The organism is Burkholderia sp. IDO3, assembly GCF_003366075.1.
Classification (GTDB): domain Bacteria; phylum Pseudomonadota; class Gammaproteobacteria; order Burkholderiales; family Burkholderiaceae; genus Burkholderia; species Burkholderia anthina.
Genome location: NZ_CP028964.1, coordinates 57,433 through 70,459, shown reverse-complemented (window position 1 = coordinate 70,459; position 13,027 = coordinate 57,433). Strand labels below are relative to the sequence as shown.

General features: G+C 65.9%; 11 protein-coding genes and 1 pseudogene. 8 read left to right on the top strand and 4 right to left on the bottom strand.

The window, feature by feature from the left end; genetic code table 11:
- Nucleotides 1–19: 19 nt before the first annotated feature.
- Nucleotides 20–1,126 (bottom strand): PAS domain-containing protein, encoded by a 1,107-nt coding sequence (locus tag DCN14_RS31945; RefSeq protein ID WP_096508607.1) that lies wholly within the window; start codon nt 1,124–1,126, stop codon nt 20–22.
- Nucleotides 1,127–1,523: 397 nt separating this feature from the next.
- Between DCN14_RS31945 and DCN14_RS39190 the strand changes: the two genes are divergently transcribed.
- Together DCN14_RS39190 and DCN14_RS38500 are read left to right on the top strand one after the other, a co-directional pair.
- Nucleotides 1,524–1,775: a hypothetical protein gene (locus tag DCN14_RS39190; RefSeq protein WP_096508621.1), complete on the top strand. Its 252-nt coding sequence runs from the start codon at nt 1,524–1,526 to the stop codon at nt 1,773–1,775.
- 341 nt (nt 1,776–2,116) lie between these two features.
- Nucleotides 2,117–2,281, top strand: a complete 165-nt coding sequence (locus DCN14_RS38500) for a hypothetical protein (RefSeq protein WP_172441950.1) — start codon at nt 2,117–2,119, stop codon at nt 2,279–2,281.
- A gap of 132 nt (nt 2,282–2,413) precedes the next feature.
- On the opposite strand, the gene DCN14_RS31935 is transcribed toward DCN14_RS38500, so the two are convergent.
- Nucleotides 2,414–3,355: a dihydrodipicolinate synthase family protein gene (locus tag DCN14_RS31935; RefSeq protein ID WP_096508608.1), complete on the bottom strand. Its 942-nt coding sequence runs from the start codon at nt 3,353–3,355 to the stop codon at nt 2,414–2,416.
- Nucleotides 3,356–3,942: 587 nt separating this feature from the next.
- Here DCN14_RS31935 and abaF point away from each other — a divergent pair.
- Both abaF and DCN14_RS31925 read left to right on the top strand, forming a co-directional pair.
- On the top strand, nt 3,943–5,322 hold the full coding sequence (abaF, locus tag DCN14_RS31930) for a fosfomycin efflux MFS transporter AbaF (RefSeq protein WP_096508609.1): 1,380 nt from the start codon (nt 3,943–3,945) through the stop codon (nt 5,320–5,322).
- Between the two features lie 210 nt (nt 5,323–5,532).
- Entirely contained in the window at nt 5,533–6,213 is a 681-nt protein-coding gene (locus DCN14_RS31925) for a GntR family transcriptional regulator (protein WP_096508610.1), read from the top strand.
- A gap of 249 nt (nt 6,214–6,462) precedes the next feature.
- On the opposite strand, the pseudogene DCN14_RS31920 reads toward DCN14_RS31925, so the two are convergent.
- Nucleotides 6,463–7,014, bottom strand: a pseudogene (locus DCN14_RS31920) (glycosyl hydrolase family 28 protein); the annotation flags it as partial.
- Between the two features lie 398 nt (nt 7,015–7,412).
- Between DCN14_RS31920 and DCN14_RS31915 the strand changes: the two are divergent.
- From DCN14_RS31915 to DCN14_RS31900, 4 genes are all read left to right on the top strand, one after another.
- Nucleotides 7,413–8,399, top strand: a complete 987-nt coding sequence (locus DCN14_RS31915) for a TRAP transporter substrate-binding protein (RefSeq protein ID WP_096508611.1) — start codon at nt 7,413–7,415, stop codon at nt 8,397–8,399.
- On the top strand, nt 8,396–8,974 hold the full coding sequence (locus DCN14_RS31910) for a TRAP transporter small permease (protein WP_096508612.1): 579 nt from the start codon (nt 8,396–8,398) through the stop codon (nt 8,972–8,974). Before DCN14_RS31915 ends, DCN14_RS31910 begins: the two co-directional genes overlap by 4 nt.
- A 4-nt stretch (nt 8,975–8,978) precedes the next feature.
- Complete coding sequence (locus DCN14_RS31905) at nt 8,979–10,331, top strand: TRAP transporter large permease (protein ID WP_096508613.1); 1,353 nt, start codon at nt 8,979–8,981, stop codon at nt 10,329–10,331.
- Between the two features lie 115 nt (nt 10,332–10,446).
- Entirely contained in the window at nt 10,447–11,532 is a 1,086-nt protein-coding gene (locus DCN14_RS31900; RefSeq protein ID WP_096508622.1) for a beta-propeller fold lactonase family protein, read from the top strand.
- Nucleotides 11,533–11,550: 18 nt separating this feature from the next.
- Here the strand turns inward: DCN14_RS31900 and proP are convergent, their stop codons facing one another.
- Nucleotides 11,551–13,020 carry a glycine betaine/L-proline transporter ProP gene (proP, locus tag DCN14_RS31895; protein WP_096508614.1) on the bottom strand — a complete coding sequence of 490 codons (1,470 nt, stop codon included), beginning with the start codon at nt 13,018–13,020 and terminating at the stop codon, nt 11,551–11,553.
- Nucleotides 13,021–13,027: the final 7 nt, after the last annotated feature.

Below are 13,027 nucleotides of genomic sequence, written 5' to 3'. Positions count from 1 at the left end.
GCGGCCGGATCCGCTGCCGTCAATCACCGAACAACGCAACCAGATCGGCGATACGCCGAACCCCCGTTTTCCCGAAGATCGCCTTGATCTGGCTGCGCACGGTGCTGATCCGCACGCCGGTGCAGGCCGCGTATTCGGCTGGCGTCTGTCCGCGCGCAATGCCCGTCGCCACCGCCATTTCCGCGCGCGTGAGCGAGAACGGACGCTGCTCCGCTTCCGGTCGCTCGATGCGCCGGAACGGTCGGCGCAACAGCAGCATCGCGAGCGGCCGCGTGTCGGGATCGAGCGGCGCGGTCAATTGCGGCTTCAGCGGCACGACGTGGATTTCCAGCGTCGGGCGCTGCCCGCGATCGAGCGCATAGAGCGGCAACGGTTCGACGATCGGACACGGCGCACACGCATCCCTGACCCGCTGCACGAGTTGCGCCGCGACCTGCGGCGCCCACAGCACGAGCCGATCGGCCTGCGCGCGGATCTCCGTCGATTCCTGCAGCATCGCGAGCGCGGCGGCATTCAGATAGCGCACGCGCAGCGTGTCGTCGACGACGATCACGGCGCGCGGCAGCGCATCGAGCGCCGCGGCCATCAGCGGCTCGCGGCTCGCCGCAGGCGGCGCGGCCGTTTGCCGGAGGCGGAACACGTTCGGCAGGTGATCGAGCACGCGCTGCAGTTCGCGTGTCGTGTGCGCATCGTACGGCCGGTGATTGAGCGGACGATGCACGGCGAGCATCAGCCGCCGGCCGCCATCGAGCCGCATGCCGCCGCACGAGTAGCGCAGCCCTTCGCGAATGTAGAAGTCCTGGTAATACTCGCTGCGCGCGATCACCTGATCGGGCAGGAAGCGATGCATCGGATACATGCGGCCGGCCGGCTCGCGCATCAGCACGCCACGCGCGAGATCGAGACGGTGATAGTGGCTCGCGTACGCATCGGCCCAGGCCGAGCCGTAGCCGGTGAAGTGGTATTCGAGGAAGGTGCCGGTGCGCGCATCGTGCACGAAGCAGTTCGCGGCCCGCGCATCGGCGAGCGCCGTGAGAGCCTTGAGCGCGACATCCCACTGTTCGGGGTCGATGGCGGCCGTGTAGAGCGCCGCGATCGACTCGTCGGCCGATCGTTTCCTGGACATCCCCGTTCCCCCGTTGCCGCACGCGCGGCGCGTCGCGCGTGTCGTCGCACCGCGTTCGCCGGATCGCGCGCGCTGGCACGGGATGTGGACGCGGTGCGATCGATTCTAGCAAGCGTCCTCAATTTTGGGGATGCCGGCGACGGGGCGAGTGTCTACGATCGGCAACAGAATATCGGGGTGCGAATGCAGCCGATGCAGCGCGACGCCGCATGTCGCGCGACTGCGCGGCCTTTGATCCGATGATATGAACGAAGTCGTCGCGCCTGCTGGCGATGTTCTGACACAGGACACGCGTACCGTGCCGGAAGGCGAGTACGACGAGCGGGCGGACGAAGGACCATGCGGCGACGCGCCGATTGCGATGGGCCGGGCGCCGTGTTTCGGGGAGCTTCATCAGATGCTGACTAGAGACTATGTAGAGCGTGAGCTTTCGCACATCCAGCGCATGGTCGCGCTGCTGGAAAGCGATACAGGGGCGGGCGACGTGGTGATGCCGTGCGCGATGCGCGTGAGTCGTCCGAGTTACTGGCGGGGCCGGATCGAAGCGTTGTTGGTCACCCCCGGTTTGCCGCGCGACGTCAGGCGGCTCGGCGATGCGCTGCTCGAGAAGATCGGCGGGATGGAGTCGCGCGTGGCGGTGATGAAGTAGTGGAGGGTGCGCTCGCGGTTTTCATTGAAGACACCTGACGGCGTTGCGTTGCATTGTGTTGCGGCGGTGCCGGGCCGGCGGCATGCGTCGGCCGGCAGTATGATGGATTCGGTGTCGGGTCTCGGCCGACGCGCTCTGTCACTTCAAGACTGCGCCAGCCTGGCGGCCATCGGCTTCGCATGCCCTCGCGCCCCGATTTCCACGACATTGCCGCGCTGTTCCCCGGGCCCGGATATTGCGGCCCGCTGAAATCCACGGACACAGCCACGACGATGTGCGACACGGCCGCACGCGGTCGCCGCCAGACGCGCTATCCGGTCTGACCGGTCAGGAGCGACATCATGCTTACCGCCTTCTTCCTCGTAGCCCTCTTTGCGTTGATCGTCGCCATGCACCGCGGCGTGACCCGCCAGGCCGATGCGAAACTTCGTTCTGAATTCGATGCCGAAGGCGCGCGCGCCGACGTGTCGCGCGGGTTGATGCGGGCTGCGGGATACAGCGTCTGACGCCGGCGACATCCACGAACATATCCACGCGAATCGCCGGATACCCAAAAAGAAAAAGCCACGGATTCCTCCGTGGCTTTCCCATCACGCAGCCGTTTCGCGGCCGCGTATCGCAAGCATCGCGCGAACCGCTTACGCGATCGTCTTCGACCAGTTCGCGTACCAGTTGCGGAACAACGTGTACTGCGCTTCCGCGTAGTTGCGCTGCGCGTCGCTCAGTGCATCCGTTTCGTTGAAGTGCAGCGTGTATTCCGTGTCGCCGTTCAGCACCATCAGGTGCTTGTAGAACAGGACCAGGTCGCAGCCTTCGTCGAACGACGACAGCACGGCCAGCGCCGATTCCAGTTCCTTCGCACGCACACGCGCCACTGCATCGCCTTGCGCGGCCTTCTTGCACAGGTCGACCAGTTGCAGCACTTCGCGCGGCAGCGCGTTGCCGATACCGGTGATCGCGCCTGCTGCGCCGCAGTTCACGAAGCCGTGGAACACTTGCGTGTCGACGCCGGCCATCAGCGTCACGCTATCGTCCTGCGACGTGATGTTTTCCGCTGCGTAGCGCATGTCGGCGGCGCCGCCGAATTCCTTGAAGCCGATCAGGTTCGGATGTGCGCGGCGCAGTTCGAAGAACAGGTCGGCGCGGGTCGCGAAACCGTAGTACGGGCTGTTGTAGATCACGGCCGGCAGGTTCGGCGCGGCGTTCAGGATCGCGGCGAAGTGCGCCTTCTGTGCGGCCGGCGATGCGCCGCGCGACAGCACGCGCGGGATCACCATCAGGCCGTGCGCGCCGACCTTGGCGGCATGCGCCGCGTGCGACACGGCTTCCTTCGAGTTCACGGCGCCGGTGCCGACGATGGTCGGCACGCCGGCTTCGACCAGGCGCGCGACGCCTTCCTGGCGCTGCGCTTCGGTCAGCAGCGGCCAGTCGCCCATCGAGCCGCAATACACCACCGCGCGCATGCCGAGTGCCACCAGCTCCTTGCCCTTCTTGACCAGCGCGTCGAAATCCGGCTGACGGTCAGCGGTGCACGGAGTCATCAGGGCCGGAATGGTGCCGGTAAAAATGTTGTCGCTCATCTCGTTTCCTCATTCAGATAGGGTCAACTGCCATTGCTGGCAACTTGGGCTGTACGCGCCCGCCGTTTCGTCCGCGTGATCGGGACGGCGGTTGGCCACCTCTTGTTTGCCTCGGTGCCGAAACGTTGCCTCCGGTTTCGCCCGAGAGTCAGCCATCGACGAGGTCATTCTAGCCAGTTCGCATATTTTATACAATATAAAATAAAAGGGGCGTGACGAAGGTGGCCGTTCCGGGCGTGTGGAAGGGCGGCGAACCGCGTCGCAGCGGCCTCCGGCGGGGATCGCGGGTGAATCCGGGCGAAGCGGGGCGATGCCTCTCCCGGCGCTTCCGCGTCCGCCCGACGGCCTTCGAAGCCCGGCCGGCGTTCTCGAAACCGATTCCCGCCGTGTTCTCCTCCGACAAAAATCATTCCGTCCGCCAGCTTCCAGCCCGGTCGGCAAACGCCATCCGCCGCGTCGCATTTCCGCCGAAAGCATTTTTGAGATTTCGTAGATCGTGTATTGAATATTGTATAAAATCTTTCGGCGCGCTTACTTGCGAACCGCCCCGTCAAGGGAAATGGAAGATAACGAGAGGAGATACGGAGATGACAAGTCAGGTCGGCGAGGCAGTCTCGCCAGGTAACGCAACCGGCGTGCAGGACGCGGCGTCGAAGCGGGAATTGAAGCGGGTCGTCGCGGCGTCGATGGTCGGCTCGGTGGCGGAGTGGTACGAGTTCTTCCTGTATGGAACGGCGTCGGCACTGGTGTTCGGCACGCACTTCTTCAAGAAGACGGGCAACCCGATCGACGGCCTGCTCGCCGCGTTCGCACTGTATGCGGTGGGCTTCGCCGCGCGTCCGATCGGCGGGCTGGTGTTCGGTTACTACGGCGACAAGTTCGGCCGCAAATATCTGCTGCAGGTGAGCCTGGTCGTGGTCGGCATCACGACCTTCCTGATGGGGTGCCTGCCGACCTTCGATTCGATCGGCTACTGGGCGCCGGCGCTGCTGGTCACGCTGCGCCTGATCCAGGGCTTCGCGTTCGGCGGCGAATGGGGCGGCGCGATCCTGCTGGTCAGCGAACACAGCCCCGACAACCGCCGCGGCTACTGGGCCAGCTGGCCGCAAGCCGGCGTGCCGGCCGGCAACCTGGTCGCCACCATCATCCTGCTGGTGTTGTCGAGCGCGCTGTCGGAGGCCGACTTCCTGTCATGGGGCTGGCGCGCGGCGTTCTGGTTCTCGGCGGTGGTGGTGCTGATCGGTTTCTGGATTCGCCGCAAGGTCGACGATGCGCCGATCTTCAAGGAAGCGCAGGCGCGCCGCGAGAAGAAGCAGGAAAAGCAGCTCGGCGTGGTTCACGTGCTGAAGTATCATTGGCGTCAGGTGCTGATCGGCATCGGCGCGCGTTTTGCCGAGAACATCCTGTACTACATGGTCGTCACGTTCTCGCTGACTTATCTGAAGCTGGTCGTCGGCTTCGACACCACGCGGATCCTGAAGCTGATGTTCGCGGCCAACGCGATCCACTTCATCTTCATCCCGCTGATGGGGCTGATGTCCGACCTGGTCGGCCGCAAGCCGGTGTACCTGACGGGCGCCGTGCTGACCGCCGGCTGGGGCTTCGTCGCGTTCCCGATGATGGACACCGGCAACGACTGGATCATCATGGCCGCGATCGTGCTGGGCCTGTTCATCGAATCGATGACGTACTCGCCGTATTCGGCGCTGATGACGGAGATGTTTCCGACCAACGTGCGCTATACCGCGCTGTCGCTGTGCTACCAGGTCGCGCCGCTGATGGCCGGCTCGCTCGCGCCGCTGATCGGGCTGTCGCTGCTGGATCGCTATCATTCGTCGACGCCGATCGCGCTTTATCTGGTCGCGGCGGCGGCGATCTCGATCGTGTGCGTGGGGCTCGCGAAGGAAACGCGGGGGAAGTCGCTGCGCGACGTCGATGCCGAGGCCAATCGGCGCACGCGTGCGTGATTCCGGCGGCCGAAACCGGCGCGCATGCATGGAAGCCACCCGCGCGGGTGGCTTTTTCGATGGAGCGGCGCAAGCGCGGCGCTGCGTCGAGATATCCTGCCGTCGGCGCTCGGCGGCAGGGGCGCTCTGCTAATATTGTAGAAAATATGCAATATCCGTCGCCGCGGCGTCGGCGCTTGCCTGACCGCCATCCCCAGCCCGAACCGCAACATGAACGAGAAACGCCCAGCTCTTGTCTACGCCACCCGCGCCGAAGCCGCGGCGAACGAATTGCGCCGCCGCATTCTGACGGGAGAGTATGTCGACGGCTATCAGCTGCGCCAGGATGCGCTGGCCACTGAACTGGGCATCAGCCGCATCCCGCTGCGCGAAGCGCTGGTGCAGCTCGAAAGCGAAGGGCTCGTGAAGATCCTGCCGCACAAGGGCGCGATCGTGTCGGAGCTGTCCCCGGAGGACATCACCGAACTGTTCGAGCTGCGCGCGCTGCTGGAGCCCGTGCTGCTGAAAAAATCCATTCCGAAGCTGACCGTCGACGATTTCGCGCGGCTCGACGCGATCCTCGAGGAATACAGCGCCGTGCTGCACGCGAGCCAGTCCGGGCGCTGGGGCGAACTGAACACCGAACTCCATCATCTGCTGCTGTCGCGCGCCGACCAGCCGAAGACGGCCGCGATCGTCGCGTCGCTGCTGCAGCAGACGGACCGCTACACGCGTGTGCAACTGTCGCTGTCCGAAGCCGCGCGCGACGTCGCGGAATCCGAGCACGCCGAACTGGTCGCGTTGTGCCGCAAGGGCGATACGCGTACGGCGGCATCGCTGCTGAAGCGGCATATCGAGCATGCGGGCGGCGAGTTGAATGCGTTTTTGCGGGACCGGCGCGCCGGTCGCTGACATCGTTGCCGCGCACCGCGCGGCGCAAACCTGCCGTGGTCGATTGCCGCGCTGACGTTCCGATGTTCCGCATCGCACCCCTCCTTTCACGATTCGCGTATCGCGGCGAGCACGCATCATGCGTGCCCGCCGCGACGCCACGCGAGCCGTCGTCGGCCCGTGTGACGGAATCGCGCAAGCGCGGTGCGCTCGCAACCCCGCCCCCGATCCCCCGCACGAACGCAGGAAACCGGGGGCGTCGTATCGTCGTTACAACGACGGCACCCACGTCGAGCCGAACGGGTTCGACTGATCGATGCCCGGGAAGTCGACGAACGCCTTGCTGCAGTCGAGCACGCTGGCCGGGTCGATCGGGCGGGTCGCGGTGCCGTTCACGACGACGCGGTTCGCGGTCGACGCGAACACCGGCAGGTTCACGTTGCGCAGCGTGAGGTTCGCGTCGGATGCGATCGTCGAGATGCCGTCGGGCGTGTCGGCCACCACGTCGGTCAGCGACATCACGAGCGGGAACGCCGGTTCGCCGTAGCCGCCGGTATTCGCTTCGAACCCCTGCAGCTTCACGCCCGCCGTGCCCATGATCACGACGTGGGCGATCGAGATGTCATGGAAGTCCGGATACAGCGGCCCGCCGGCCGGCACGGCCTTGGTGCTGTAGTACGGCGTGAACAGCAACGCGTTCTTCGCGTCGCGGATGCAGATGTTCGAGTAGTGGATGTTGCTCACCTCGCCGCCGCGCGCGTAGTCGGACTTGATCCGCAATCCTTCCTCCGAATCCCGGAACGAATTGTCGTAGACCTGAACCGCGAGGCGCTCGGCCGGCGCACGCTCGTGGCGTTGCGGGGCCGTGGCGGCTTCGCAGTCAGTCATCCTATAACTATGGAAATGAAAACGAAAGATGGCGGTTGGCGTCGGGAAAACGACACAGCGGCGCGTCGATTCAAATACGAACCTATTTCCGGAAAACGTTTCGCCGGCTTTCCGCTAAACAGAGAACGCTTTTCCCCTTGAGCGGCTCTAAACCCGCATCAGAAGCCGTTATAGGGGTATGCACCAAGTGAGTTAAACGATTAACCGACGTACATTTCCAGCGACACGTCATACAACGTATGACTGCGATGAGACGAAAGGCCGGGCACCGACGCTTGCGGAGGGCGCCACGATCGCCGCGAAACAACGAGCAACCATCAAGGAGACTGACGATGAAACACCGATTCACCCGCTCCCGTACTGCACTGGCCGTCGCGCTGATGGCCGGCTTCGCGGCCTCCGCCCATGCCCGCGTGTTCCGCTCGGCGGACGTGCACGGCGACAACTTCCCGACCAACATGGCGGTCAAGTACATGGGCGACGAGCTGTCGAAGATGACGGGCGGCAAGGACTCGATCAAGGTGTTCGGCAACAGCGCGCTCGGCTCGGAGAAGGACACGGTCGACCAGGTGCGGATCGGCGCGATCGACATGGCGCGCGTGAACGGTGCGTCGTTCAACGAGATCGTGCCGGAGTCGCTGATCCCGTCGTTCCCGTTCCTGTTCCGCGACATCGATCATTTCCGCAAGGCGATGTACGGCCCGGCCGGCCAGAAGATCCTCGACGCGTTCTCGGCGAAGGGGATGATCGCGCTGACGTTCTACGAGAGCGGCGCGCGCTCGATCTACGCGAAGCGCCCGGTGCGCTCGCCGGCCGACATGAAGGGGCTGAAGGTGCGCGTGCAACCGTCCGACCTGATGGTCGACGAAATCAAGGCGATGGGCGGCACGCCGACGCCGATGCCGTTCGCCGAGGTGTACACGGGCCTGAAGACGGGCCTCGTCGATGCAGCGGAAAACAACATGCCGTCGTACGAAGAAACCAAGCACTACGAAGTGGCGCCCGACTACTCGGAGACGGAACACGCGATGACGCCGGAAGTGCTGGTGTTCTCGAAGAAGATCTGGGACACGCTGTCGCCGCAGGAGCAGACGGCGATCCGCAAGGCCGCGGCCGATTCGGTGCCGTACTACCAGAAGCTGTGGACGGCGCGCGAGGCCTCGGCGCAGCAGACGGTGACGAAGGGCGGCGCGAAGATCGTGCCGGCCGCGCAGATCGACCGCGCGGCGTTCGTGAAGGCGATGCAGCCGCTGTGGAGCAAGTATGAAAAGACGCCGCAGATGAAGCAGATCGTCGACGAGATCGAGGCGACCAAGTGACCCGTCGCACTTCCCTGAACGGCGCGGCGGCCGTGGGCTCTCCGGACGCGGCCGCCGCGGACGGGGCGGCACCGTGCCGCCCGCGCGCGGCCGCGCCGCGCTTGCGCTGCGTGAACGACCTGCTGTTTCGCGCGCTGGCCGTGATCGCGTCGCTGTGTCTCGCGGCGCTCACGCTGCTGGTGTTCTATGCGGTCGTGATGCGCTACGTGTTCGAGAACGCCCCCGACTTCGTCGAGCCGATCGCGTTGTTGCTGGTGATCGTGATCGCGATGTTCGGCGCGGCGATGAAGGTGCGCGACGGCGGCCATATCGGCCTCGACTCGCTCGTGCGGCGTCTGTCGGCGGGCCCGCGCACGGCGGTGATCGCGATCCAGCACCTGAGCCTGATCGCGTTCGCGATCGCGATCATGATCGGCTGCGGCAGCATGGCCGCCGAGACGATGGGCGACCGCATTCCGATCATCGGGCTGCCCGAAGGCGTGCGCTACCTGATCACGATTCCCGCGGCGATCGCCATCATCCTCTTCTCGCTCGAGCACCTGCTCGCGCTTCGTCGCTCTCCGTCGGGACAATAACGCCATGGAACTCGCGATTCTGTCCGTCAGTTTTCTGATATTCCTCGTGCTCGGCGTGCCCGTTTCGTTCGGGCTCGGGCTGGCATGCGTGCTGACCTACATGGTCGAAGGGCTGCCGATCGCAACCGCGATGCAGTCGATGATCTCGGGGATGAACGCGTTCTCGTTCCTCGCGGTGCCGTTCTTCATCTTCTCCGGCGAACTGATGCTGCACGGCGGCATCGCGGACCGGATCCTGCGCTTCGCGCAGGCGACCGTCGGCCATTTCCGCGGCGGTCTCGGGATGGCCAACGTCGTCGCGTGCACGCTGTTCGGCGGCGTGTCGGGCTCGCCGACCGCCGATACGTCCGCGATGGGCGGCGTGGTGATTCCGCTGATGAAGCGCGAAGGCTACAGCGCGGCCTACGCGGTCAACGTGACGACCCACGCGTCGCTCGCCGGCGCGCTGATGCCGACGTCGACCAACATGATCATCTACGCGTTCGCCGCGCAGGGGATCACGGGGCTGCTGCACGGCGAGCAGGTGAGCGGCGTGTCGATCGGCGACCTGCTGTTCTCCGGGCTGCTGCCGGTGTTGTGGGTGATGGGCTTCGTGCTCGCCGCCGCGTACTGGCAGGCCGTGCGTCACGGCTATCCGCGCCGTGAGGACGGCTCGTCGGCGCTGCCGCTGTTCCCGGGCTGGTATGCGGTGCTGCGCAGCTTCGTCGGCGCGGTGCCGGGGCTGATGGTGATCGCGATCATCCTCGTGTGCGTGGCGAAAGGGATTGCGACGGCGACCGAAGCGGCCGCGATCGCGGTGGTGTATTCGCTCGTGCTGACCGCGTTCGTGTACCGCACGCTGACCGTCGAGAAGCTGCGCCGCGCGCTGTCGCATGCGGCGCGTACGACGGGCGTCGTGCTGCTGCTGATCGCCGTGTCCAACATGCTGCGTTTCCAGATGTCGTACCTGGAGATTCCGGATGCGATCGAAGGGCTGCTGAAGCAGTCGACCGCCGCGCCGTGGCTGATGCTGCTGTACATCAACGTCATCCAGGTGTTCCTCGGCACGTTCGTCGACATGGCCGCGCACATCCTGATCACGACGCCGCTGTTCCTGCCGATCGCGATGGCGTGCGGCGTCGGGCCGGTGCAGTTCGGGATCATGCTGCTGCTGAACTGCTCGCTCGGCCTCGTGCACCCGCCGATCGGCTCCGTGCAGTTCGTCGGCTGCGCGATCGGCAACGTGTCGATCGGTGAGACGACGAAGATGGCGTGGCCTTACTACCTCGCGATCTTCAGCGCGATCAACATCGTCACGTATCTGCCGTTCTTCTCGACCTGGCTGCCGAGCCTCATCAGCGGTCACGCGGTGTACTGATCGCTTGCCGGTGTACTGATCGTTTGCATGACCTGCCGCGGCGCCGGACGAATCACGTCGTTCGGCGCCGCAATCACATGTGCCGCCTCGTTTCCCGACCTCGAATGCCATGAACATGAAGACACTTCGGCGCGCCGCCGCGGCCGCCGCATTCGCGCTGGCCGCATCGGCCGCGCACGCCGCGACGTATGCGTACGTCTCCAACAGCGACAGCCGCGACATCTCGGTGTTCGGCGTCGACACGTCGAACGGCGCGCTGCGCGCGATCGAGACCGTGCCGGTCGGCGGCACCGTGATGCCGATGGCGCTGTCGCCCGATCATCATCGGCTGTATGCGGCGCTGCGCTCGACGCCGTATCGCGTCGTCAGCTTCGCGATCAATCCGCTCGACGGGCGGCTGATCGAGCTGGGCCGCGCGCCGCTCGCGGAAAGCATGGCCTACGTGTCGACCGATGCGTCGGGCCGCTACCTGTTCTCCGCGTCGTACGGCGGCAATCTGCTGGCGGTGAACCGGATCGGCGCGAACGGCGTCGCGGGCGACGTGCAGCAGACGATCAGGACCGGCCCGATGGCGCACGCGATCCGGCAATCGCCGGACGGCCGTTATGCGTTCGCGTCGGTGCTCGGCGCCGATGCGTGGCTGCGTCTGCCGTTCGATGCGGCGCACGGCACGCTGACCGACACGGTCGAGCCCGCGTACCGGCTGCCGGAGAAGTCGGGGCCGCGCCATTTCGTGTTTTCGTCGAACGGGTGGTTCGCGTATCTGATCGACGAGCTCGACGGCAAGCTGCACGTGATCGCGCTGTCGCACGGCGATGCCGATGCGCGGCCGGTCCAGACCGTGTCGATCCTGCCGCCGGATTTCCACGGCGACAAACCGTGGGGCGCGGATCTGCATTTGACGCCGGACGGTGCGTTCCTCTATGCGTCGGAGCGCACGTCGAGCACGCTCGCGGCATACCGTGTCGACGCAGCGTCAGGCAGGCTGACGCGCATCGGTACGTTCGTGACCGAGCAGCAGCCGCGCGGCTTCGCGATCGATCCGTCGGGCCGGTATCTGCTCGCGGCCGGGCAATTGTCGCCGATGCTCGCGGTGTACCGGATCGACCGGAGCACCGGGCAACTCGACGCGATCGGCAAGTATCCGGTCGGCAAGGGCGCGAACTGGGTCGAGATCGTCACGTACGACGGGACGAACTGACGGCCGGTGCGGCACGGGTTACGCGCGTTCGCCGATCGGCGTGAGCTTGCGCTCGCGCGCGCGGCCCTCGTCGGCGCCGCGGCGAATCAGGTCCTGCGCTTCCGCGCGGCTTCCGACACACGGCGCGGAACCGGGCAGCGGCCGGCGCGCCGACTCGCGCAGCGCGAGCACCGACACGATGCCGATGAACGACGCCCCCATCAGGTAGTAGGCCGGCATCATCAGGTCGCCGGTGCGATCGACGAGCCACGCGGTGACGAGCGGCGTCGTGCCGCCGAACAGCGACACCGACACGTTGAAGCCGATCGCGAGCGCGCCGTAGCGGATCCGCGTCGGGAAGAGGGCGGGCAGCGCCGACGGCATCACGCCGGTGAAGGTCGACAGCAGCGTGCCGTAGATCAGCATCCCGCCGAACACGGGCAGCATCCCGCCGGTGCGGATCAGCAGCAGCGCCGGCACCGACAGCACCAGCAGCCCGACGCAGCCGAACATCATCACCGGCTTGCGGCCGAGCCGGTCCGACAGATGCCCCGCGTAGAGCGTCATCGGCATCATCAGCACCATCACGAGCAGCACCATGAAGAGCCCGTGCGTTTCGTTGAAGTGCAGCGTCGCGGACAGGTAGTTCGGCAGGTACGACAGCGCCATGTAGTCGGTCACGTTGAAGATCAGCACGAGCCCGACGCACTGGAGCAGCGGCCGCCACTGTTCGGCGAGCAGCGTGCCGAACGACTGTTTCGGGCGCGATCGTTCGTCCGCCTCGCGTGCTTCCGCTTCCTTCTTGAACGCCGGCGTTTCCTCGAGCTTGAGCCGCACGTACAGGCCTACGAGGCCGAGCGGGCCCGCGATGAAGAACGGCACGCGCCAGCCCCATGACAGCAGCGCTTCCTGCGACAGCGTCGCCGTCAGCACCGCGACGGTCGCCGCGCCGAGCGTGTAGCCGATCAGCGTGCCGAACTCGAGGAAGCTGCCCATGAAGCCGCGGCGCCTGTCGGTCGAGAATTCGGCGATGAAGGTGGCGGCGCCGCCGTATTCGCCGCCGGTCGAGAAGCCCTGCACGAGACGGGCGACGAGCAGCAGCACGGGCGCCATGATGCCGATCGATGCGTAGCTGGGGATCAGGCCGATCGCGAAGGTGCCGACGGCCATCATGATCATCGTCGCGGCGAGCACGCGCTGGCGGCCGATACGATCGCCGAGCGGGCCGAACACCATGCCGCCGAGCGGGCGCACGAGGAACGCGGCCGCGAACGTGCCGAAGGTCGCGAGCAACTGCGCGGACGGGCTGCCGGACGGGAAGAACACCTTGCCGAGCGTGACGGCGATGTAGCTGTAGACGCCGAAGTCGAACCATTCCATCGCATTGCCGAACGCCATCGCCCCGACCGCGCGCTTGAGGACGGCGGAATCGACGATCGTGATGTCATCCAGCTTGAGGGCCTTGCGTGAAGACCGGGCTTTCGCGGCGTACGCGTGCGATGAACTCAAGGAATGC

Excerpts from the sequence above, each read along its gene's own strand:
- DCN14_RS31945 (WP_096508607.1), bottom strand. The coding sequence starts at position 1,126 with ATGTCCAGGAAACGATCGGCCGACGAGTCGATCGCGGCGCTCTACACG.
- DCN14_RS39190 (WP_096508621.1), top strand. The coding sequence starts at position 1,524 with ATGCTGACTAGAGACTATGTAGAGCGTGAGCTTTCGCACATCCAGCGC.
- DCN14_RS38500 (WP_172441950.1), top strand. The coding sequence starts at position 2,117 with ATGCTTACCGCCTTCTTCCTCGTAGCCCTCTTTGCGTTGATCGTCGCC.
- DCN14_RS31935 (WP_096508608.1), bottom strand. The coding sequence starts at position 3,355 with ATGAGCGACAACATTTTTACCGGCACCATTCCGGCCCTGATGACTCCG.
- abaF (WP_096508609.1), top strand. The coding sequence starts at position 3,943 with ATGACAAGTCAGGTCGGCGAGGCAGTCTCGCCAGGTAACGCAACCGGC.
- DCN14_RS31925 (WP_096508610.1), top strand. The coding sequence starts at position 5,533 with ATGAACGAGAAACGCCCAGCTCTTGTCTACGCCACCCGCGCCGAAGCC.
- DCN14_RS31915 (WP_096508611.1), top strand. The coding sequence starts at position 7,413 with ATGAAACACCGATTCACCCGCTCCCGTACTGCACTGGCCGTCGCGCTG.
- DCN14_RS31905 (WP_096508613.1), top strand. The coding sequence starts at position 8,979 with ATGGAACTCGCGATTCTGTCCGTCAGTTTTCTGATATTCCTCGTGCTC.
- DCN14_RS31900 (WP_096508622.1), top strand. The coding sequence starts at position 10,447 with ATGAAGACACTTCGGCGCGCCGCCGCGGCCGCCGCATTCGCGCTGGCC.